Source organism: Enterovibrio norvegicus FF-33, assembly GCF_000286835.2.
Classification (GTDB): Bacteria; Pseudomonadota; Gammaproteobacteria; order Enterobacterales; family Vibrionaceae; genus Enterovibrio; species Enterovibrio norvegicus_A.
Window position 1 is genome coordinate 3107500 of sequence record NZ_AJYD02000038.1, and the last position, 19084, is coordinate 3126583.

Consider the following 19084-nt stretch of genomic DNA (forward strand, 5'->3'; position numbering starts at 1 on the left):
TTGCAAAAATAGAGAGTGCGTAGGGTTCTTTTTGATTGGTATTGCTAGCGTTATTGGATAACACGCGCATTCAGCGACTCCGTCAATGTGTATCATCTGTCGGAGAGAAAAACACAGAAAAACCGTGCCGTCGAGCGAGTTTGGATAGAAGAAGAAAGCCAAATTTCAAAACCGAAATCTGGGTCAAAAATTAGTAATTACAGAGCATTACTCTCATCACATTCTGACAAACTAAAAAGCACCGACTTGCGGTGCTTTACAATTCACTCATGTGACAAGTGCTGATTAAATCATTGAACTAAATGATATTATCCATCTCAGCCATTGAAGGCGCATAGAAGTAAGCCCCTGTCACTGCAGTGGTAAAACGCAGCATCATGTCTGTTTTTCCATCGCGCTCACCGAACATGCTTTCTAGCATCGTCTTGTGGACATGCTGAGTATGGCAATACGCCAAAAAGAGCAAACCATGATCGCCCGACACTGAGCCATAAGGCAGGCTGTGTCGCACCATTTTTAGCCCTTTGCCATCTTCTTTAATATCAACACGGCCAACGTGTGATGTTGCAGGCACATCTTCCAGCTCAATCGAATCGGGTTTGGTGCGGCCAATGATTTTCTCTTGCTTAGCTACAGACATTGGCTCCCATGCATTCAAATCATGCACATAACGTTGCATCATCACCACACTGCCACCAGCACAGTCGCCGTCAGCAATAATCGCCACATCACGACGTGCGTCATCACCGTCAGGGTTTTCAGTGCCATCTATGAACCCAGTCATGTCGCGCGAATCGAGGTAACGATAGCCGTAGGTTTCGTCCACAACGCTCACGTCAGACGAGATGTCAGAAAGAAACTTACGCAGTAGGAAGAAATTCAAATCGTGACGGGTAGAGTGCGCGTGCAGCAGGATATCGCAATCGGTAGCAGGCGCTTGAGTATCACCCTGACCTAGAGCGCGAAAATCAATGAAGTCTTCAGGAGTAACAATGCCATTTTCTTGGCAAAAAGCCGCTGAAAACGACAGTGCCGCTTTCAGGTTAGCACCGGGTTGGTTCGCGTTAATCTCGTCAACCAGCGAGTGGATTACGCGACATTTGTTCAGTACCGCTGATGTTGAGCCTGTGACTTTCAACACAGTGTAAATTGCAAACGGCCCAGCATCGGCCACGATTGCTGGCTGTGAAACCGCCATTGTTACCTCCAGATAAATACAGATCGATCAGCTTGTTATGTCTGATAGAAAGAAAAGTCTAAGCATACTGCCAACATTGTACTCAGACTTTGTCTCAGATCTGTAAAGATATCCAAGAGATGATTAAACCGACGTAATTTCCACCTGAAGTGATGCAGATTCGTCCAAAAATTCGTTAATTAAATTGACCGATGCCGGTGTATTTAGCCCTGCACATATGGTCGGCGCCATAATGGTTCGCCATTCGCCATCTGGACATTGCTCTTGAACGACCAATGATATCTTCACTTCATCTGCCGTTACCTCTAACAATTGAGCGGTGCCGACAAGAGATCGGCCCGAGGTGTCGTTATCAAATATAATGGTTTCTTCACCGGGAATGAGTGATACCGAGGTTTGGGCGCGGTGCTGTTTGCCTGCGCGATCCATTTCAAAATTCACATCAACTTGCCAATCCGCCATCGCCAATGGACTCAGCATGGCGCTAAACAGGACAAGTCCTTTCTTCCACTCGTTCATTTTTCTTCTCTTAAGATTGGCGCTTTGAATAAAAACTGAGTGCGGCGACTTTTAAAAAGGTAAATAACCAGCCAAAGCGCAATCAGTAAGGTCACGGCACTGCTCCAATGGAAACGCCAATGCAACATCATCAAGTGCTTGATTTGCAGTATCAAGTCAGCAAAAAACGCCGTGATTAAAAAGGCTTTACCCCAAAACCATATCCGATCAAAAAACGCCGGATAGCGGTGAAGGTTGCCAGCTAGCAGCATCAACACCACTGCGGGAAATCCAACACCTAAGCCTATATAAAGGGCATCGTGGCTTGGGTAGAACAAGGCAAGGAGATCTTGTCCCTGCTCTCTGCTTACACCTGCAATCACAAACACCAGCCAAGCTCTTGCTAAAAAGACGCAGCTCAGCCAGAAAAGGAGGTTTGGCTTTGCATTGCCGTGCTTATCGAAATAATCAGGTGATTGGTACAAGTGCGTATTCATCTATATCTATCATTGTCAGGGGCTGAGAGTAATAAAACATTGTTCACAACCCATAGCCGAAATGTCTCAGTATTCGATGCTGGCGCAAAGCCCAAGCACGAATAATTGCGGAGTAGCTCAGTAAATTTCGCGACGAGATTCTAGTGAGTTCACACTTATCCTCACCATGCGCTACCCCAATGTTACCGCTGTTCCGCTCACGCTTACCATCAACATGCCACCGTTTGGCCCTACTACTTCATAATCGAGATCGATACCAACAACGGCATTCCCGCCAGCTTCCACTACTCGCTCCCGTCATTCTTCAAACGCAATTTCCCGCGCTTTTGCTAACTCGCGCTCATACGCGGCAGAACGGCCACCAACGATGTCGCGGATACTGGCGAATATATCTTTGAAGATGTTCGCGCCGAGTATTGCCTCACCAACAACAACGCCATGACAGTGGGTAATGTCTCGTCCTTGTACTGTCGGTGTCGTGGTTAAGATCATTTTCTATTCTCTCTATTTGGATTACTGGAACTTTGACACATTTACCGCTTTTAGGTTTCGTGACAATTCCTTATCAACGGTATAATTGCACCAAACGCCCTGATCGCGAAAGAATGATAAACCATGACAAACCCAACACCTTCGCCTGAAACCCAAAACGAAGCGATGCAAATCGCCAAAGCCACCCAGAAATCGAATCAAACAAAAGAACAAACTAAGCGGGTTGCACAAGGCATCGAGAAAGGTATCGCGCTTTATAAGAAGCAGCAAAAAGTAAAAGCCCGTGAACGCGACAAAGACAGGAAAAAACAACTGCGACACAAAGAACATCATACAAGCCAGGGTGACCTCGATGTGACAGAGTCATCAACGCCTGAGTCTACGTCAGGCCGTAATAGTCTACCATGGGTGTTACTGGTGTTAAGTTGGGTGGGATTTGCTGCCTACCTATTGATGGTGCAATAGAAAATCGGGAGTAAACAATGAACAAATCACTTATCGCATTATTAAGTGGCGCTGCGTTGCTGGTCCTGCAAGGTTGCGCACAAGGAGATGGAACAGTGAATGACAAATCAAGAACGCCATGTGGCGACAAGCCAAATTGCGTATCAAGTATCGATCCCCGTGAAGAATATGCTGTCGCGCCGTTTGTTCTGGTCTCAGATGAGGTCTCAATTCCACGCCTGGTCGACGCAGTTCTGACTTTGCCTGGCGCACGAGTCGGTACCCAAGAACCGGGTTATGCGCGTATTGAATTTGTCAGCAGTATCATGCGATTCGTCGATGATGTTGAATTAAGAATTGACAGTGAAAACCTGATCGTTCGCTCAGAATCTCGTGTGGGTTATTCCGATTTTGGCGTTAACCGCAAACGCGTGGAAGCGCTTCGTACCTTGTTGCAAGAAAAAGGATTCATCCAATAAATGAACGTGATCACGCTGCGTCGCCATTGTGAGGCGTTGGTCGGAATCCGCCATGACGTGAAATGGGGCGGCGTCGATGTTTACAGCGTGCATCAAACCAAAATGGTATGCATCTTTTATGATGGCAACAAAATGGCGTGCAAAGTCCCTGACGACTTATTTTTGATGATGGCCGAAATTCCGGGATGTCGTCCAGCACCGCATTTAGCGAGAGTCGGGTGGATTGAGTTTGGCCTTGAGTGCACTCTGCCCAATGCGGAGATAGAGAGTATCATTACCCGATCGTGGCATTTGGTGGTTGATAAATTACCAAAATACGTTCAAAAGGCGTTACGGCAAAACGACAGCCATCACGGTTAAAAACATAAAAAACGCAGTCTGTTCACTGCGTTTCTCTTTTAGCCTGCGAGGGTGCCAACAATATCTCTTTTACGGTTTTCTACCCATTCGCGCTTGAAGGGACCCCAATCAGTCAGACGATAGTAGCCATCGTTATGACGACGTCCGTCTTGAATAAATGCCAACTCGATACCTAAACCAGCTAACGACTTAATCACGTCTTGAATGGTACGACGCGGCCAACCGGTCGCTTCTATCAAACGCGGAACGTTCGGGCGTTCCATTTCTTCTACCAAGAAAGCGAGATACAGTCTTCTTGCAAAAACCGGATTCAGTTCCATTGAGACCTCCTAATATGACTTTCCCCATTATTCAATGAATAGCATTTGACGTATTGCGCTTGATCAATATGAATGCGCATTCACGGGGACGCACTCGTCACTTAGAGAACTCCGACCCGTTCTCCTACGTTCCGCTCAACAGAAAACAGAAACTGCCACCCGCAAAGGGGCAAAACACCAATAGTTATCGACTCACAAAATTACACCGCTATTGTTTGTACTCCCTGAGTGCTCATACCACCTTGAGTGACCGATCCCTGCTCTGCGCACCAAGCGCCTTGAATGGCATTGATCAAGTTCTCTACTCTTGGGTCATCAATGCGGTAGAAAACTGATTGAGAAGATTTACGCGTCGCCACGAGTCCCGCTTGGCGTAACACGGTTAGGTGCTGAGAGAATGCTGACTGGCTCAATGCACTGTTTTGCAATAAGTGGGAAACATTACGCTCCCCTTCGCGCAATTGGCAAAGCACCATCAGCCGTTCAGGATGCGATAAAATACGCAGCACTTTTGCCGCTTCCGTTGCTTCATCTAAAAATTCTTGCGCCATATTTTCTTTCTCACTCAAAACGTCACTACATTAGATTTAACTAAAGTTAACTATATTAGTCAAACCTAATGTAGCACTTTCGATATTGCTGTTTTAACGAAAGGATTGTTTCTGAATCGATAACTGAGAGTGCCTTGCTTTCAAAACGTTGGAATGTCAATCTACGGCAAAAGACGACAAGTAAGAGGAAGCCGTCAATGACCACCATGGTTTACGGGATAAAAAATTGTGACACCATCAAGAAAGCGTTGAAGTGGCTCGAGGCGGAAGATAAAGCTTTCACCTTTCACGACTACCGTAAAGATGGCATCGACCAAGACATGCTGAAACAGTTTGTCGAAGTGCTAGGTTGGGAAGCGATGTTGAACAAACGTGGCACCACTTTCCGTGCCTTGTCTGAAGAGCAGAAAAGCAACCTCGACGAGACCAATGCCGTTGCACTGATGTTGGTGCATCCTGCGATGATCAAACGCCCACTTCTGGCGCACAATGGCAATTACTACCTTGGCTTTAAGCCCGACGAATACACCACCATTTTTAGCGAATAATCGAAAGTAAGGACACTTCTACTCATGACAGACAGCGCTGTATTGTCTTTGGCCAAGGATTTAATCGGCCGCCCCTCCGTTACCCCCATCGATGAAGGTTGTCAGGAGCTGATGATTCAGCGTCTTGAAGCACTCGGTTTCACCATTGAACGCCTCGTGTTTGAAGACACCACCAACCTATGGGCACGCCGTGGCACCGCATCGCCGCTGTTTGCGTTTGCAGGCCACACAGATGTCGTACCCGCGGGTCCTTTAGAGCAATGGCACACGCCTCCTTTTGAACCGACTTTGATTGATGGCTATCTGCATGGTCGCGGCGCAGCGGACATGAAAGGCTCACTGGCCGCCATGGTCGTTGCTGTGGAGCGTTTTATTGCTGATAACCCTGATCACACTGGCTCGATTGCTTTTCTGATCACGTCAGATGAAGAAGGCCCGTTTATCAACGGCACCACCCGCGTGGTTGATACATTAATGGCGCGCAATGAAATTATCGACATGTGCATAGTGGGTGAGCCATCAAGCACACACGCCGTTGGTGATGTGGTAAAAAATGGCCGTCGTGGCTCTATTACAGGCGATGTCACCATTAAAGGGATTCAGGGCCACGTTGCTTACCCACAGCTGGCACGAAACCCTATCCATCAGGCACTACCTGCACTCACAGAGCTTGCGGCTATTCAGTGGGACGAAGGCAATGAATACTTTCCGCCCACCAGTTTTCAGATCCCAAACCTGTCATCAGGTACTGGCGCAAGCAATGTGATCCCAGGTGACTTCAAGGTGCAGTTTAACCTGAGGTTCAGCACAGAATTAACCGCTGATGATATCAAAGCGCGTGTTCATTCCGTGTTGGATGCGCACGGCTTAGACTACGATCTAGCTTGGACCTTTAGCGGTCATCCCTTTTTGACAGACACGGGCTCTTTGCTTGTTGCAGTTGTCGATGCGGTTGATGAAGTTAACCATCAAAAACCACAGCTTTTGACCACTGGCGGCACATCTGATGGTCGATTTATTGCACAAATGGGCACACAAGTGATTGAACTTGGCCCCGTCAATGCCACCATTCACAAAGTGAACGAGTGCGTAAAAGTGGCGGATCTTGAGAAGCTGACCGATATGTACCAAAAAGTGCTGGAGAAACTTTTCGCCAAATGAGTTGGACCATTTCGTCTCTGACAGGCCAAACACGCGATCATCTGGTAGAGCTGGATGATCGCTTGCTGCACCGCGACATTGTGGATGATTTTGTTCGCCTACAAGAAAGCGCAAAAGCCGCCGGCTTTGAACTTGTCATTGCCAGCAGCTTTCGCGATTTTGATCGTCAGAAACTGATTTGGAACAGCAAATTTTCAGGTGATCGCCCGATCTTGGATGATAACGGTAATACTCTTGAACCAAGCACGCTGACCGATGATGAAAAAGTGCAGGCCATTTTACGCTGGTCTGCGCTACCCGGTGCTAGCCGTCATCATTGGGGCACAGACATGGATATCTATGCGGCAAACTTGTTACCAGAAGGCGTGAGCATTCAGCTTGAACCTTGGGAGTATCTATCCGGTCATCAAGCTCCTTTTTTTGCATGGCTGGAAGCAAACCTAGCCAGCTTTGGCTTTTTCTTTCCCTATCGTGAAGACAGAGGCGGCGTTGCCTTTGAGCCATGGCATATCAGCCATCAGGTCGTCACCTCTGGATTGCTCGACTCGTTAACGGAAGAGGTTTTACGGGACGTTATCGCAACGTCTGACATCGGTGGGCGTGACGCTATCCTTTTGTCACTCAAAGGGATATATTCAAAGTACATTGCCAATGTGTGCGAGGCCTGACATGGACATTCTCACTAACCCCTACTTCATCATTTTTATCGTGGTCGCGGTGGTGGTCAGCAATATCATGGCGTTAAAGTACACCGCAAAATCCAAATTTGGTATGCGACAGAAAGACAAGATAAAAGACGTCATGGTTGGCAAAGAACAACAAAAGAAAAGCGCACCAACTGACGACGATAACCATGATCCTGATAACAAGTCTTCATCCTGATGATCACGTTCAATGAGGCGACCTAAGGTCGCCTTTTTACTTTCATTTTTTCATCCCCACTCTACGTACATTCCGCACATGGATTTTTTAGGCAAGCGTTTGCTTTTTCACTAACAGCACAAAAGAGTTCTGGTATGATGCCAACAAATGGGTGATGTGAGCTCTCTCATCACTTTGTGTTTTGCCGTATAACCCTAGATAGGAATGTCTCAATGAGCCTTGCGGATCAAGTTCTCGCCGTTAACGACGATCTTCCCATTCGTACCCACCAGCCTGTTCACAGCGGAAAAGTACGTTCTGTTTACTGGCTGACTGAAGAAGACAGTCAGCGCCTTATCAAAGAGAAAGGCTACGATGTCGCCCCTGATGCGCCGCTCGCCATCATGGTGATCAGCGATCGTATCTCAGCATTCGATTGCATTTGGCAAGGTGAAGGTGGTTTAAAAGGCGTGCCAGGCAAAGGCGCAGCACTCAATGCGATTTCCAATCATTGGTTCAAGCTGTTTAAAGAAAATGGTTTAGCAGACAGCCATATTCTCGATATTCCCCATCCTTTTGTCTGGATCGTGCAAAAAGCCAAACCCATTAAAGTGGAAGCCATTTGCCGTCAGTACATCACGGGCTCTATGTGGCGTGCGTATGAAAAAGGCGAACGTGAATTTTGCGGTATCGCATTGCCAGAAGGCTTGGCAAGAGACAAGAAACTGCCTGAGCTTTTGATCACGCCTTCGACCAAAGGAATTCTGAAAGGGATTCCGGGCGTGCCAGAGGCCGATGACGTGAATATCACCCGCAAAAACATTGAAAACAATATCGCCGCGTTTAATTTCTCATCCGTGGATGATATAGCCCGCTATGAGACGTTGCTGAAAGAAGGCTTTGGCGTGATCAGCAAGGCGCTGGAAGAAGTGGGGCAAACGTTTGTCGATACCAAGTTTGAATTTGGTTACGTCACCGATGCTACAGGTCAGGAGAAGCTGATCTATATGGACGAAGTAGGCACGCCTGATTCATCACGCATCTGGGACACGGCAGAATACAACGCTGGCAAGATTGTTGAAAACTCAAAAGAAGGGTTTCGACAGTTCTTGCTCAAGTACTTCCCTGACCCAGACATTCTGTTGAATAAAAACCGTATGCCTGAGCGTGAAGCATTGGCTCGCGACAACATCTTGCCTGAAGAAGCCTTGATGGATATTTCTCGCACCTATATTGGTATTGCTGAGAAAATCGTCGGTCATCCGATCCATTTAAGTGAAAATCCTAAGCAAGAAATTGTTGCTATCTTGAAAGCGGATTACGGTTTGGTTGATTGAACTTACGCCGAGTGACCTAACAAAAAAAGAGAGGACGCCAAGGCGTCCTCTCTTTTCATATCAGTAATCAGTAAGCAAACTAGTTACGATTCAAACGCTCAACAGCTGCAACCAGTGCAGGGCTAAGGCTTGCCAGTTGCTCTTCTGGCACAGGTTTACCTGCACTGTCTGTCACATTAATTGACGTACGGTTGCCCAAATCACCGAGCAGAATACTGTAATTCTTACGCTCTAACTGAAGCGGTTGAACACCCAAATCTTGCCAGAACTCATCATCCTGATCTTTAAGCGCCACATTCAAGGTACCCTGAGATCGGTTACGATCTTCAATGGTAAAGCCAAGTTCATTGAGAATATTCGGCAAACGCTCCCAGAACACATCGTATGGAGCACGTGCGATGATAACAGGCAGACCACTGCGGTCTTTACCTAAGCTGATCGGAATATTCTTCACCAGCTCCTGTGCTTTCAAACGGGCTTCTTCACGCAAGTCGTTGTCATAACGCGCAGTGATCAAGTTAGTCATTTGAACGTTGTAACGCTCGCGGGAAGCCAAACGCAGATTCTCCGCTTCGCCGTTCCGTTTCCATTCCACCATTTCGATGCGGAAACCGTAACGAGCACGCTCTTCAATTGGCGTGAGGATATAGCGACTTTCGATCACTTCCTCATCATCTTCAATGGTCCACACAATCCAATCGGTTTCGATGCTGTCCGCAGATGCAGAGCGAACCGGAATTTGGGTTAACGAAGCCATTTCTTCAATCGTTTGCCACAAGCGCTGTGCTTGCTCAGCGCGCGGCATCCAAACGGTGACACCTTCAGCATCTTGTTCGTAACGTGCGCCAGGGATCAACTCTAGAATTTGCTGAGGTGGTCGAATATCAATATCACGCCCAATTGGGCCATCGAATTCACGCTCTGGAATACGATAAGCGCCAGAAAACTCTGGTTGCTGATCTGGCAATGTTTCCCACTGAGACAATGCAGATGTATCGAGATACTCGAAATCATCCGACGCTTGGCGTCGTTTATCGGCACTTGAACAAGCCGCCAATGAGGCGACCAGTACTACACTCAAGCCGAGTTTAAAAACAGGTTTCATTAAATCTCCAAAGAAGCGTTACAGTATGCCTGCATCAAGCAATGCCTGTTTCACTCGAGGCTGTAAGTCAGCATTCAAAACAGTGAGAGGCAAACGCAGCGTACCATCAGCAATCAAGCCCATTTCATGCAATGCCCATTTTACAGGGATTGGGTTCGCTTCTACGAAAAGATCGTTGTGCAGCGGCATCAGCTTTTCATTGATTGAACGGGCTTCATCCATTTCACCTGCCAGCGCTAGCTTCATCATTTTCGCCATTTGCGCGGCAGCAATATTGTTCGTAACAGAAATCACGCCATGACCGCCCGCTGCGACGAAATCAAGGCCAGTGAAGTCATCACCACTTAATAAGAGAAAATCTTCACGACAAAGTTCACGGTGTTGACGCACACGATCGAGATCACCGGTCGCATCTTTGATGCCAATGATGTTCTTGAACTCAGAAAGACGACCCACGGTTTCAGGCAGCATGTCTGCGACGGTACGACCTGGCACGTTATAAAGAATCTGTGGCAGTTCGCTAGACTCAGAGATGGCTTTAAAATGCTGATACAAACCTTCTTGTGAAGGTTTGTTGTAATAAGGCACCACGCTCAAGCAACCCGCAATGCCTGAGCCTGCGAACATTTTGCTAAAAGTAATGGCTTCATGCGTTGCATTTGCACCTGTCCCTGCAATGACAGGAATACGGCCATCTGCAAACTCCAGTGTTTTCAGAACAATCTTGATGTGCTCTTCGACGGTGACAGTTGCAGACTCACCCGTTGTTCCCACAGAAACAATGGCGTCAGTTCCAGCATCAACGTGAAAATCAACGAGATTTTTTAAACTGGCGTAATCAATCTCACCAGAGCTATCCATCGGCGTGGCAAGTGCCACGATACTTCCTGAAAACATTTCCTTCTCCAAAAATGCGTTTTCGACCATGGTACTTTTGGCGCAGGGCAAAAACAAGCGTATAGAGTAGGCCTATTCCTTGTGTTTGCGCGGTTGATCACCGTGAAAATGAACGATATTGTTCATTGAAACGTATACCTTTTCTCTAAATGACTAAATGCGTTTTTTCTTATAGTCGCATTTTCGGTGCAGTTGAAGCAGAAAACACGAATTTCTTGCCTCAATGCTATTGCTGCACCATGAGAGATTGGGTCAAAAAACATCGCGTTTCCATGCCAAAATGCATCGTAACGATCAGGCATTGACTGGCATTGTCGATCAATGAGCCACGAATGATAAAAATGAAAAAGGAAGACACATGCAAACGTTAACCGCGGGTGTAGCTGCACCGGATTTTTCGCTGCAAGACCAAAATGGAAACACCGTTTCGCTAAGCCAGTTCAAAGGCAAAAATAAGGTGCTGGTATATTTCTATCCAAAAGCGATGACGCCAGGTTGCACCACTCAGGCCTGTTCACTGCGTGACAGCAAAAGTGAGTTAGAGGCGTTAAACACGGTTGTTTTAGGTATTAGCCCTGATCCAGTAAAAAAACTGAAAGGCTTTGAAGAGAAGAAAGCGCTTAACTTTACGCTGCTGAGTGATGAAGACCACGCGGTGGCCGATACCTTTGGTGTTTGGGGACCGAAAAAATTCATGGGTCGTGAATATGATGGCATCCATCGCCTGAGTTTCTTGATTGGTGAAGACGGTAACGTTGAGCACGTGTTCAACAAATTCAAAACCAAAGATCACCACGACGTCGTCATTGGTTATCTCAAAGGCGAATAACACCAAACGCGGTGTTACCAACTGATAGAAAAGAGAAAGCCGACGATTGTCGGCTTTCTCTTTTCTATCATAGCTTGTCGCTTACTCTCTCATGACCGCTGAAAAATTGATTGCTCAGCAGGAAAAGGAAGCGCTAGTGCATCAGGAAACTCGCGATTTCGCGCAATCAATTTAGCTTTCTCTACAATCGCATCTTGTTGCAGCGAGGCTGTGAGTATCAAAGACGGTGTTTGCCAACCGACGGGCAATGAAACCCAGCCCTTAGCTTCACAATGAGCAATAATACGGTCTGCAGCCTGAAGCGCCGACGAGGCTTTGACTAGCTCGACCCGCGCGTAACGCTCACCCTCAAATGTTGCATCTGCGGCGCGCAAACTAGGGTCGTTACCCGGTATCTGCTGAGCGCCACAAAGTGGTTTACCACCCACTTCTGCATGTTCAAAATCAGGCAACCATTGACTGAAATGGGAAATAGCGCGTTCTGTTCGTTGACGAATGTCGCCCCACTCCCAGCCACCATCGGCTTTCACCACCATATGTTCTGGCAAATTCGGTTGTGCTGACTCAGCAGTGCTCGACACCAAACCACCTTCAAACAACGTGATGTCTTGGCTCATGCCGTGCAATTGAATAAACCCTTGGGCGTAGGGTGTCAGTTGCGCCATACCCTGCGGTGTGCCACGTTCGCCGTGTACGATGACCTCTGGCCACATACCCGGCTGCGATGGCCAATGCGCCACATAGGCAGCTTTGTATTCCACCCAGCGCTGGCGCGGAAGCGATACTAGGTCGTCCAATACACCAGTACGAAAGCCACAAGCATTAATCACAAAATCGACCTGATGAGCCAGTGCATTGCCATCAGTATCCTGCGTTCGAATCGTCCAACTGTCTTGCGACTTATCAAGACCTGTCACTTTTTGGTTGAGGTGTACTTGGCAATTGGGCGATTGCGCTAAACCAAGATCAGCAGTCGCAGCCATACGAAACACACTGAGTCCATATTCTTGCACTACGACCAAAGGAAACTTGAATTTGTCATGTGGCATAAACTTCGCCACAGGGATCAACCAGTCGTCAGGCGTTTGAGGGGTTTCTGGCAGTGGGCGCTGCGCCAAACGTACCAGATCCTCTTTCTCGTAGAGCGTGAAATATTGGTCAGGCTCCCCCAAAACAGCGTTGTTTGGGTCACATTCAATAAGCGTACGGTAATGTTCAGTAAGCAGTGCAAGACGGCTCAAAATGGCATCTGGCTCTCCTGCATCTGTCGTTGGGATAGCAATAACGGTAGGGCGACGATTCACAGAGTGAGGATACGCACGTACTGTCGCAATAGATTGCTCCAGTAAGGCGATACACTGCGCTTCGGAAATCTCACGATAGAGATTACCGCCGGCATGTAAATGGCAAATCGGCGGACCACTGACCAAGCTCTTTCCCGCTTCAATCAAAAGCGTTTCAATGCCCAACCCTGCCATTTTTAATGCCGCAGTCGCACCTGCAACGCCGCCTCCGACAATACCGACTTTAAACGGCGCTTTTGTCGTCGCCAACCCTGAACGCTCATTACCCATCAAGATCGAAACTCTCATTTTAATTGTTATTAATGTTTATCTGCGTAAACAAGAAGAGACCCTTAAAGGTCTCTACTTATTACCTTGTTCTAACCATTACGGATCATTTTAGTTGGAAGATTCTTCCACTGCATCATCTTCAAGATCATTCGATGGCAATGCATTCCATACAGCCTTAACCAATGTGGCCAGAGGAATCGCAAAAAACACCCCCCAGAACCCCCAAAGACCACCGAACACCAAAACAGCCACAATAATGGCGACAGGATGCAGGTTTACCGCTTCAGAAAACAGAACCGGCACCAGCACATTGCCATCAAGGGCTTGAATAATGCCGTAGGCAAGCATCAAATACCCGAGTTCGGGGCTGATCCCCCATTGGAACAAGGCCACCATGAAAATCGGTAGCGTAACCGCTGCAGCACCGATATAGGGGATCAACACTGACAATCCTGTTGCCACGCTCAGCAACGCGGCGTAACGCAAATCTAATAGCGAAAAGGTAATGTAGCTGGCGATGCCAACAATGATTATTTCTGTCACCTTGCCGCGAATATAATTGGAAATCTGCTCGTTCATCTCTGTCCCAACACGATTAGTCAGGCGACGATTTCGCGGCAGCACCGTGCTGAATGACGCCAGCATTTGATCTCGGTCTTTGAGCAAGAAAAACAGCAATAATGGCACCAGAATCAGATATACCGCCAACGTTGCTAAACTCACTAGTGATGCCAATGAGCCTTTCACTGCCGTTTCCCCTAAGCCAAGCACGCGACTTTGCAACGTATCAATGAAAGCTTTGACCATCTGTGGCTGGATAACGTCTGGGTAGGCTTCCGGCAAGTGGGAAATGTAATTCTGTAAATCGTTGAACATGGTAGGAATATCGGCAATCAGATTGATCACCTGCGTCCAAATGGTAGGCACCAGACCGAAACAGGCCAATAGCATCAAGCCAACAAAAATTGTTAGTACCAGAATGACAGAGGCAACACGAGGCAAGCCAAATGACACCATCTTTGACACAGGCCATTCCAATAAATACGCCAATACAATAGCCACCAGCAGCGGCGCTAACAAATTGCCAAAGAAGTAAATGACAACAAAGCCCACAACAAGCAAAGCGATCAGGCTGACCGCATGGGGGTCAGAAAATCGTCTTTGGTACCAGCGGTTAAGCATTTCTAGCATGTAAATTCCCGTTTAAAGTTTGGTGACGCAAAACACCGTCACTCCATGAACAATCTGCTGTTCGAAATCAAACCCATTACTGTTCAAGTAGCGAGGAATGTCTTTCAATGCACCGCTGTCCGATACATATAGCGCTATTTGCTCTCCCTGCCCCAACGTTGCACAGGCTCTTTTGGCCATTGTTCACGCCATAGGACAACGTTGCTCACGCAAATCAAGGGATTGAATTTCCATTCTTTCTCACTGATCGCTATTATCGACCGCATTGTATACTCAAACGGCGCGGAGAAGTAGTTTGGGTAATAGTGACATTGGGGTAATTTGGGTAAACAATACAGAACCTCTCAATAGGTTTGGTGTCTACTTCTAAGATATCGCATTCTTACCTTTCCGCGTGCTGGAGGCACTCACGTCAGTTATGCAGCTGTTCAAAAAAATGACGACTAGCCTGCTTGTCGCATCTCTCTCGCTGTCTTCACCTGTTATGGCAACAAGCTACAGCGAACTGCCGGATATTGGCACCGTAGCGGCAGGCACTTTATCGGTCGAGAAAGAGATAGAATACGGTAATGCCTACATGCGTATGTTGCGTGGTAGCCAACCGATCGTTACCGACCCTCTTCTTTCGGAGTATATTTCATCGCTCGGTGCGACATTAGTTGCAAATGCGAATGATGTGAAAACACCGTTTGAATTCATTCTAATTCGCAATCGTGACATTAATGCATTCGCATTCTTTGGTGGTCATGTTGCTTTGCATACAGGTCTGTTTCTTCACGCTCAAAGCGAAAGTGAATTAGCCTCGGTTGTCGCTCACGAAATCGCACACTTAACCCAACGCCACCTTGCTCGCGCGATGGAAGAGCAAGCAAGACAAACACCGCTCACCATGGCAGCCCTCGTTGGATCACTCATGCTCGCGATCGCGGCACCGCAAGCGGGTATCGCGGCAGCACAAGCCACGACAGCAGCATCCATTCAAAGCCGAATCAATTACACGCGAAGCAATGAAAAAGAAGCGGACCGCGTCGGTATCGAAACCCTTTCTCGATCTGGGTTCGACGTAAATGCCATGCCGCGATTCTTCACACGTTTGTCTGATCAATATCGCTTTGCGTCAAAACCACCCCAGTTTCTGCTCACGCACCCAATGCCAGATGCGCGTATCACAGATTCTCGTGAACGGGCGCAACAGTATCCGCAAAAAACGGTCCCTTATTCGCCGGAATATCAACTGGCACGATCGCGCGTTATTGCAAGGTATGCCGGTATCGATGCAAGCGCGGCGTTAGATGGTTTTAATCGTGATTTGAAGAAAGCCTCTCCCGCACAAGCGCAATCATTAAATTACGGCAAGGCGCTGGTCTATATCGATAGCCGCCAATTTGACAAAGCAGGGGCACTACTGACGCCACTTTATAAAGCGCAGCCAAACAACCGCTTTTTCCTCGATGCAATGACCGACCTTGATGTTAGCCAGAAACATTTTGACCAAGCATTGAAACGCCTTAACACCGCATTGGAAAGCCAACCCAATAATCCTGTTTTGTTATTGAATCGGGATTACGTGTTGGTGAAAGCGGAAAAATATAAACAAGCCACGTCTGGGCTCATGCAATATACCCATCGCTACCCCAATGACACCAATGGCTGGTCGCTGCTTCAAGAAGCGTATGACAATCAAGGGATACGTCATGGCGCTCTAGCTGCACAAGGCGAGCTATACGCGTTACAAGGACGCTGGCACAAAGCCATTAACAATTACACACAAGCTAGCCAGCTCGTCGATCTTGGCAGTCTTGATCAAGCTCGTTACGATGCACGTATTGACCAGCTTAGGGTTGAAGAAGCGCGATATGCTGCACTTCAGCGCTAACACTAAGATAATAACAATAAACATTGCGACGACGAACGCAGTAAAAAGGAGCTTTCATGTCAGTCACCATTTATCACAACTCTCGCTGCTCAAAGAGCCGTCAAACACTTGTACTTCTTACCGAGCGAGGCATTGAACCTGAGATTGTGGCGTATTTGGATACACCACCTTCAATTGAAACCATCAAAACTCTGCTGTCTCAGCTAGGTTTTGACTCTCCGCGCCAAATTATGCGCACCAAGGACGATATCTATAAAGAACTCCATTTAGGCGATGCTTCCGTGACCGACGAGCAGTTAATCGTTGCGATGTCAGCTAACCCGAAACTGATTGAGCGCCCAATCGTGGTTGCTAATGGCAAAGCCGCAATGGGACGTCCACCTGAAAGCGTGCTTGATATACTCTAATGACTGACATATTGGTGCTCTACTATAGCCGCCATGGCGGAACAAAAAAGCTTGCGCGTCTCATTGCCAGAGGCATCGAGTCAACGGGCGCTGTCGCTAGACTACGCACCGTGCCAGAGCTAGCCATTACGGGTGAAAATCCGATACTGACTGAACCTGAGGACCCATTTGTCACCCTTGATGATCTGACGGCTTGTGATGGTTTGGCACTGGGGAGCCCCGTGCGTTTTGGCAATATGGCAGCGCCACTGAAGTACTTTATCGACAGCACCAGCAAAGCATGGCTAGCAGGCACCTTGATTGGCAAACCTGCCATCGTGTTCAGTTCAGGTTCAATGCTTCACGGTGGACAAGAAACCACACTGCAATCAATGATGCTGCCATTGCTGCATCACGGCATGATCATTGTGGGTCTCCCGCATTCAGAACCTGCCTTACACACGACATCAGGCGGTGGTTCACCCTACGGCCCATCTCACGTGACGGGCGAAGGTCGTCGTCAACCCGACAGTGATGAAAAAGCACTCGCCATGGCAGCAGGTAAGCGATTAGCCGGTATCGCCACCAAGCTGAAACATTGATAAAAGGAGTTATCCGTTGTTCTCTTCTACCTCTCGCCTCAGGGCGACTGCACTTTCTTCCTATCTCGGTTTGTTTGTCTGGGTTGCCCTTTGGCACGGTGTGTTATCGCCGCATGTGCACGTGAACCCCTATGGTGTAACCATTGCGTGGCTACTGCCTTTGCTTTTGCCATTGAAAGGTATTCTCACGGGTAAACCCTACACCCATGCGTGGGCAAATTTCATTTTGATGTTTTACTTCATCCACGCATTAACGATCCTTTGGGTCGATCAAGGTGAGCGCTGGCTAGCATTGGTGGAGTTGCTTCTGACGTCTATTTCATTTGTCAGCAACATCTATTTCGCCAAACGCAAAGGACAAGAATTAGGATTGGGTCTGAAAAAGCTGTCCCAAGTTGAACGCGAGGAAAAGGCGCGATTTGAGAAGTAATTGTACTTAGCAATCAAATAGACATAAAAAAAGCAGATGACTAATCATCTGCTTTTTTTTCGCTTAGTTTAACGAATCCGCTAGCCAATCCACTGATAAGTAATTGCTGGCGTTACTGGCACAACAGCATCAGGAACAACCAGTGACGGAACAACAACGCCATCGATCATCTCACCCGACTCGATACTTACAGGCTGAACAGGTACAGGAATCACTGACGGTTCAGGCAAAACCTCAACACGACGTAAGCGACGATCTGTCATCATCTCATTATGAAAGATCTCTTCATTCGCCAACAAGCTGATACGGAACGTTGCCGTCCCTTCCTCGATTGACTCCAAACGGAGCGCTGCAACAGAATTAAGCCCTTTGAGGGTACGTTCAACCACGAAGAAATCTTCAGCATCATTTAAGCCTGAGATTCGCAGCGCTTTGGCACTGCTATCTGCCACACCCAAGTTAATCGCCAAACGATCAGCATAATAATCCGAGATATCGTCGATCATTTTTGCAAAAGCCTGTGCAGGTGCACCCGCAGCCTGACCTTCTATCGGCGCATCATTGCCAATGCTTGCAGCATTTGGGAACAACTGCCAGCTCAGGCGATTATCGCGCACTTTCACCACAGCTACGCCAGTTGGGTTATAACGCGCACTGGCTTGTGAAATAGGCGCCGCAAAGCCACCCCACAGATCTGGAATAGACACCGCGACCACATCATCAAAGTCGCCCACAGGCATAAGCACAGGTAAACCACGGCGCTCACCTTCCGCTTTTAGGGTATCAATAAGCGCAGAGCCCGATTGTTCCCACACCACGTTACGCTGCGACGCATTGTCTTCCACCAACCAGAACAAGACTTCTGGACGCGGTAAGCCCCAGTAAGGAGCCTGCGCCTGTGTCAGTAAGGTACGAATTTTGGCATCATCAAATGCCAGCACCAATGTGCGCAATCCCTCTGATTCGCCATAACCCAACTGAGTAATGTATTGATTCACAGACGGCAGCGCTTTTTGAATAACAGCATTGTCACCCAACGCAGATTCGCCCGACGTGCGCACCAGCACATCAACAAACGCTTTTTGTTTTGCCGCTTGCTCCGTTGCTCTGTCGCTATCATCCAGCACCACTTCTGTACTGAATAGAGACGCGGCCATTGCGCTGGTTTGCCCAAACGCTAACGCTAAAACGAAAAAGAAGATCCGTAACATATATTTGCCAGATAACTCGATTTTTAAACGTTGATCATAAATTGAAGCCACACTGTCAGCAATGGCAAAAGACCGAATTTGAGTGATATACCCAAACCACCGACGATGGGCTCAATACCTCGCACATATTCATTGACCGCATACTGAGCAAAAAGTTAGCAACAAGAGGTGCAACTCGTCGACAAGATGACGAGTGATGCTGCAGTGCCCTTACTCTTCATGATAGTATCCGCCGAT

The 19084-nt window shown here is 47.7% G+C and carries 24 protein-coding genes and 1 pseudogene; 13 read left to right on the top strand and 12 right to left on the bottom strand.

All coding sequences use genetic code 11. The annotated features are described in order from the left end of the window. Positions 1-298: 298 nt before the first annotated feature. The 4 genes and pseudogenes from A1OO_RS21825 to A1OO_RS21840 all read right to left on the bottom strand — a co-directional run bounded on the left by A1OO_RS21825 (position 299) and on the right by A1OO_RS21840 (position 2685). Positions 299-1198 (bottom strand): Dyp-type peroxidase, encoded by a 900-nt coding sequence (locus A1OO_RS21825; RefSeq protein WP_017004434.1) that lies wholly within the window; start codon positions 1196-1198, stop codon positions 299-301. Between the two features lie 123 nt (positions 1199-1321). After that, entirely contained in the window at positions 1322-1717 is a 396-nt protein-coding gene (locus tag A1OO_RS21830) for a hypothetical protein (RefSeq protein ID WP_017004435.1), read from the bottom strand. Then, the gene (locus A1OO_RS21835; RefSeq protein WP_017004436.1) at positions 1714-2193 is read right to left on the bottom strand and encodes a DUF2919 domain-containing protein; all 480 of its coding nucleotides are present in this window, start codon (positions 2191-2193) and stop codon (positions 1714-1716) included. Before A1OO_RS21835 ends, A1OO_RS21830 begins: the two co-directional genes overlap by 4 nt. 171 nt (positions 2194-2364) lie before the next feature. After that, a pseudogene (locus A1OO_RS21840) lies at positions 2365-2685 on the bottom strand (heavy metal-binding domain-containing protein). Positions 2686-2808: 123 nt separating this feature from the next. Between A1OO_RS21840 and A1OO_RS21845 the strand changes: the two are divergent. The 3 genes from A1OO_RS21845 to A1OO_RS21855 are packed head-to-tail and all read left to right on the top strand — an operon-like array spanning position 2809 to position 3968. Continuing rightward, on the top strand, positions 2809-3150 hold the full coding sequence (locus A1OO_RS21845; RefSeq protein WP_016960071.1) for a DUF2956 domain-containing protein: 342 nt from the start codon (positions 2809-2811) through the stop codon (positions 3148-3150). Between the two features lie 17 nt (positions 3151-3167). Next, positions 3168-3608 (top strand): DUF1499 domain-containing protein, encoded by a 441-nt coding sequence (locus A1OO_RS21850; RefSeq protein ID WP_017004439.1) that lies wholly within the window; start codon positions 3168-3170, stop codon positions 3606-3608. After that, complete coding sequence (locus A1OO_RS21855; protein ID WP_017004440.1) at positions 3609-3968, top strand: MmcQ/YjbR family DNA-binding protein; 360 nt, start codon at positions 3609-3611, stop codon at positions 3966-3968. A 38-nt stretch (positions 3969-4006) separates the two neighbouring features. Here A1OO_RS21855 and A1OO_RS21860 read toward each other — a convergent pair whose 3' ends face one another. Beyond that, a complete protein-coding gene (locus tag A1OO_RS21860) occupies positions 4007-4288 on the bottom strand; it encodes a winged helix-turn-helix domain-containing protein (RefSeq protein WP_016960068.1) in 282 nt (93 codons plus the stop codon). A 200-nt stretch (positions 4289-4488) separates the two neighbouring features. Continuing rightward, positions 4489-4839 (bottom strand): ArsR/SmtB family transcription factor, encoded by a 351-nt coding sequence (locus A1OO_RS21865; protein WP_017004441.1) that lies wholly within the window; start codon positions 4837-4839, stop codon positions 4489-4491. Between the two features lie 197 nt (positions 4840-5036). Between A1OO_RS21865 and A1OO_RS21870 the strand changes: the two genes are divergently transcribed. The 5 genes from A1OO_RS21870 (at position 5037) to A1OO_RS21890 (ending at position 8746) form a co-directional block, all read left to right on the top strand. After that, entirely contained in the window at positions 5037-5387 is a 351-nt protein-coding gene (locus A1OO_RS21870; RefSeq protein ID WP_016960066.1) for an ArsC family reductase, read from the top strand. Positions 5388-5411: 24 nt separating this feature from the next. Continuing rightward, a complete protein-coding gene (gene dapE, locus A1OO_RS21875) occupies positions 5412-6548 on the top strand; it encodes a succinyl-diaminopimelate desuccinylase (protein ID WP_016960065.1) in 1137 nt (378 codons plus the stop codon). After that, a complete protein-coding gene (locus A1OO_RS21880) occupies positions 6545-7216 on the top strand; it encodes a M15 family metallopeptidase (protein WP_017004442.1) in 672 nt (223 codons plus the stop codon). Before dapE ends, A1OO_RS21880 begins: the two co-directional genes overlap by 4 nt. 1 nt (position 7217) lies before the next feature. Further along, positions 7218-7430 carry a DUF2897 family protein gene (locus tag A1OO_RS21885; RefSeq protein ID WP_017004443.1) on the top strand — a complete coding sequence of 71 codons (213 nt, stop codon included), beginning with the start codon at positions 7218-7220 and terminating at the stop codon, positions 7428-7430. Between the two features lie 212 nt (positions 7431-7642). Continuing rightward, entirely contained in the window at positions 7643-8746 is a 1104-nt protein-coding gene (locus tag A1OO_RS21890; protein ID WP_016960062.1) for a phosphoribosylaminoimidazolesuccinocarboxamide synthase, read from the top strand. A 79-nt stretch (positions 8747-8825) separates the two neighbouring features. Here the strand turns inward: A1OO_RS21890 and bamC are convergent, their stop codons facing one another. Together bamC and dapA are read right to left on the bottom strand one after the other, a co-directional pair. Next, a complete protein-coding gene (gene bamC / locus A1OO_RS21895) occupies positions 8826-9851 on the bottom strand; it encodes an outer membrane protein assembly factor BamC (RefSeq protein WP_017004444.1) in 1026 nt (341 codons plus the stop codon). A gap of 18 nt (positions 9852-9869) precedes the next feature. Continuing rightward, positions 9870-10748, bottom strand: a complete 879-nt coding sequence (gene dapA / locus A1OO_RS21900; protein ID WP_016960060.1) for a 4-hydroxy-tetrahydrodipicolinate synthase — start codon at positions 10746-10748, stop codon at positions 9870-9872. A gap of 358 nt (positions 10749-11106) precedes the next feature. Here dapA and bcp point away from each other — a divergent pair, with 358 nt between their 5' ends. Beyond that, positions 11107-11577 (top strand): thioredoxin-dependent thiol peroxidase, encoded by a 471-nt coding sequence (gene bcp, locus A1OO_RS21905; RefSeq protein ID WP_016960059.1) that lies wholly within the window; start codon positions 11107-11109, stop codon positions 11575-11577. A gap of 89 nt (positions 11578-11666) precedes the next feature. Here bcp and A1OO_RS21910 read toward each other — a convergent pair whose 3' ends face one another. The 3 genes from A1OO_RS21910 to A1OO_RS21920 all read right to left on the bottom strand — a co-directional run bounded on the left by A1OO_RS21910 (position 11667) and on the right by A1OO_RS21920 (position 14522). After that, positions 11667-13151 (bottom strand): FAD-dependent oxidoreductase, encoded by a 1485-nt coding sequence (locus A1OO_RS21910; RefSeq protein ID WP_016960058.1) that lies wholly within the window; start codon positions 13149-13151, stop codon positions 11667-11669. Positions 13152-13259: 108 nt separating this feature from the next. Then, positions 13260-14342, bottom strand: a complete 1083-nt coding sequence (locus tag A1OO_RS21915) for an AI-2E family transporter (RefSeq protein ID WP_016960057.1) — start codon at positions 14340-14342, stop codon at positions 13260-13262. A 12-nt stretch (positions 14343-14354) separates the two neighbouring features. Beyond that, complete coding sequence (locus tag A1OO_RS21920; protein ID WP_017004445.1) at positions 14355-14522, bottom strand: sulfurtransferase TusA family protein; 168 nt, start codon at positions 14520-14522, stop codon at positions 14355-14357. A 238-nt stretch (positions 14523-14760) separates the two neighbouring features. On the opposite strand from A1OO_RS21920, the gene A1OO_RS21925 reads away from it, so the two are divergent. From A1OO_RS21925 to A1OO_RS21940, 4 genes are read left to right on the top strand one after another with little or no spacing between them, the layout of a single operon-like run. Next, the gene (locus tag A1OO_RS21925; protein WP_016960055.1) at positions 14761-16218 is read left to right on the top strand and encodes a M48 family metalloprotease; all 1458 of its coding nucleotides are present in this window, start codon (positions 14761-14763) and stop codon (positions 16216-16218) included. A 56-nt stretch (positions 16219-16274) separates the two neighbouring features. After that, positions 16275-16625: an arsenate reductase (glutaredoxin) gene (gene arsC, locus A1OO_RS21930; protein ID WP_017004446.1), complete on the top strand. Its 351-nt coding sequence runs from the start codon at positions 16275-16277 to the stop codon at positions 16623-16625. Next, a complete protein-coding gene (gene wrbA, locus A1OO_RS21935) occupies positions 16625-17206 on the top strand; it encodes an NAD(P)H:quinone oxidoreductase (RefSeq protein WP_017004447.1) in 582 nt (193 codons plus the stop codon). The genes arsC and wrbA overlap by 1 nt, the downstream gene beginning before the upstream one ends. A gap of 16 nt (positions 17207-17222) precedes the next feature. Next, positions 17223-17636, top strand: a complete 414-nt coding sequence (locus A1OO_RS21940; protein ID WP_016960052.1) for a DUF2069 domain-containing protein — start codon at positions 17223-17225, stop codon at positions 17634-17636. 80 nt (positions 17637-17716) lie between these two features. On the opposite strand, the gene A1OO_RS21945 is transcribed toward A1OO_RS21940, so the two are convergent. Further along, positions 17717-18898: a DUF2066 domain-containing protein gene (locus tag A1OO_RS21945; RefSeq protein WP_016960051.1), complete on the bottom strand. Its 1182-nt coding sequence runs from the start codon at positions 18896-18898 to the stop codon at positions 17717-17719. Between the last annotated feature and the right edge of the window lie 186 nt (positions 18899-19084).

Excerpts from the sequence above, each read along its gene's own strand:
- wrbA (WP_017004447.1), top strand. The coding sequence starts at position 16,625 with ATGACTGACATATTGGTGCTCTACTATAGCCGCCATGGCGGAACAAAA.
- A1OO_RS21880 (WP_017004442.1), top strand. The coding sequence starts at position 6,545 with ATGAGTTGGACCATTTCGTCTCTGACAGGCCAAACACGCGATCATCTG.
- A1OO_RS21920 (WP_017004445.1), bottom strand. The coding sequence starts at position 14,522 with ATGGCCAAAAGAGCCTGTGCAACGTTGGGGCAGGGAGAGCAAATAGCG.
- A1OO_RS21910 (WP_016960058.1), bottom strand. The coding sequence starts at position 13,151 with ATGGGTAATGAGCGTTCAGGGTTGGCGACGACAAAAGCGCCGTTTAAA.
- dapE (WP_016960065.1), top strand. The coding sequence starts at position 5,412 with ATGACAGACAGCGCTGTATTGTCTTTGGCCAAGGATTTAATCGGCCGC.
- A1OO_RS21860 (WP_016960068.1), bottom strand. The coding sequence starts at position 4,288 with ATGGAACTGAATCCGGTTTTTGCAAGAAGACTGTATCTCGCTTTCTTG.
- bamC (WP_017004444.1), bottom strand. The coding sequence starts at position 9,851 with ATGAAACCTGTTTTTAAACTCGGCTTGAGTGTAGTACTGGTCGCCTCA.
- A1OO_RS21885 (WP_017004443.1), top strand. The coding sequence starts at position 7,218 with ATGGACATTCTCACTAACCCCTACTTCATCATTTTTATCGTGGTCGCG.
- arsC (WP_017004446.1), top strand. The coding sequence starts at position 16,275 with ATGTCAGTCACCATTTATCACAACTCTCGCTGCTCAAAGAGCCGTCAA.
- dapA (WP_016960060.1), bottom strand. The coding sequence starts at position 10,748 with ATGTTTTCAGGAAGTATCGTGGCACTTGCCACGCCGATGGATAGCTCT.
- A1OO_RS21890 (WP_016960062.1), top strand. The coding sequence starts at position 7,643 with ATGAGCCTTGCGGATCAAGTTCTCGCCGTTAACGACGATCTTCCCATT.
- A1OO_RS21850 (WP_017004439.1), top strand. The coding sequence starts at position 3,168 with ATGAACAAATCACTTATCGCATTATTAAGTGGCGCTGCGTTGCTGGTC.
- A1OO_RS21825 (WP_017004434.1), bottom strand. The coding sequence starts at position 1,198 with ATGGCGGTTTCACAGCCAGCAATCGTGGCCGATGCTGGGCCGTTTGCA.
- A1OO_RS21830 (WP_017004435.1), bottom strand. The coding sequence starts at position 1,717 with ATGAACGAGTGGAAGAAAGGACTTGTCCTGTTTAGCGCCATGCTGAGT.
- A1OO_RS21915 (WP_016960057.1), bottom strand. The coding sequence starts at position 14,342 with ATGCTAGAAATGCTTAACCGCTGGTACCAAAGACGATTTTCTGACCCC.
- A1OO_RS21855 (WP_017004440.1), top strand. The coding sequence starts at position 3,609 with ATGAACGTGATCACGCTGCGTCGCCATTGTGAGGCGTTGGTCGGAATC.
- A1OO_RS21865 (WP_017004441.1), bottom strand. The coding sequence starts at position 4,839 with ATGGCGCAAGAATTTTTAGATGAAGCAACGGAAGCGGCAAAAGTGCTG.
- A1OO_RS21870 (WP_016960066.1), top strand. The coding sequence starts at position 5,037 with ATGACCACCATGGTTTACGGGATAAAAAATTGTGACACCATCAAGAAA.
- A1OO_RS21925 (WP_016960055.1), top strand. The coding sequence starts at position 14,761 with ATGCAGCTGTTCAAAAAAATGACGACTAGCCTGCTTGTCGCATCTCTC.
- bcp (WP_016960059.1), top strand. The coding sequence starts at position 11,107 with ATGCAAACGTTAACCGCGGGTGTAGCTGCACCGGATTTTTCGCTGCAA.
- A1OO_RS21845 (WP_016960071.1), top strand. The coding sequence starts at position 2,809 with ATGACAAACCCAACACCTTCGCCTGAAACCCAAAACGAAGCGATGCAA.
- A1OO_RS21835 (WP_017004436.1), bottom strand. The coding sequence starts at position 2,193 with ATGAATACGCACTTGTACCAATCACCTGATTATTTCGATAAGCACGGC.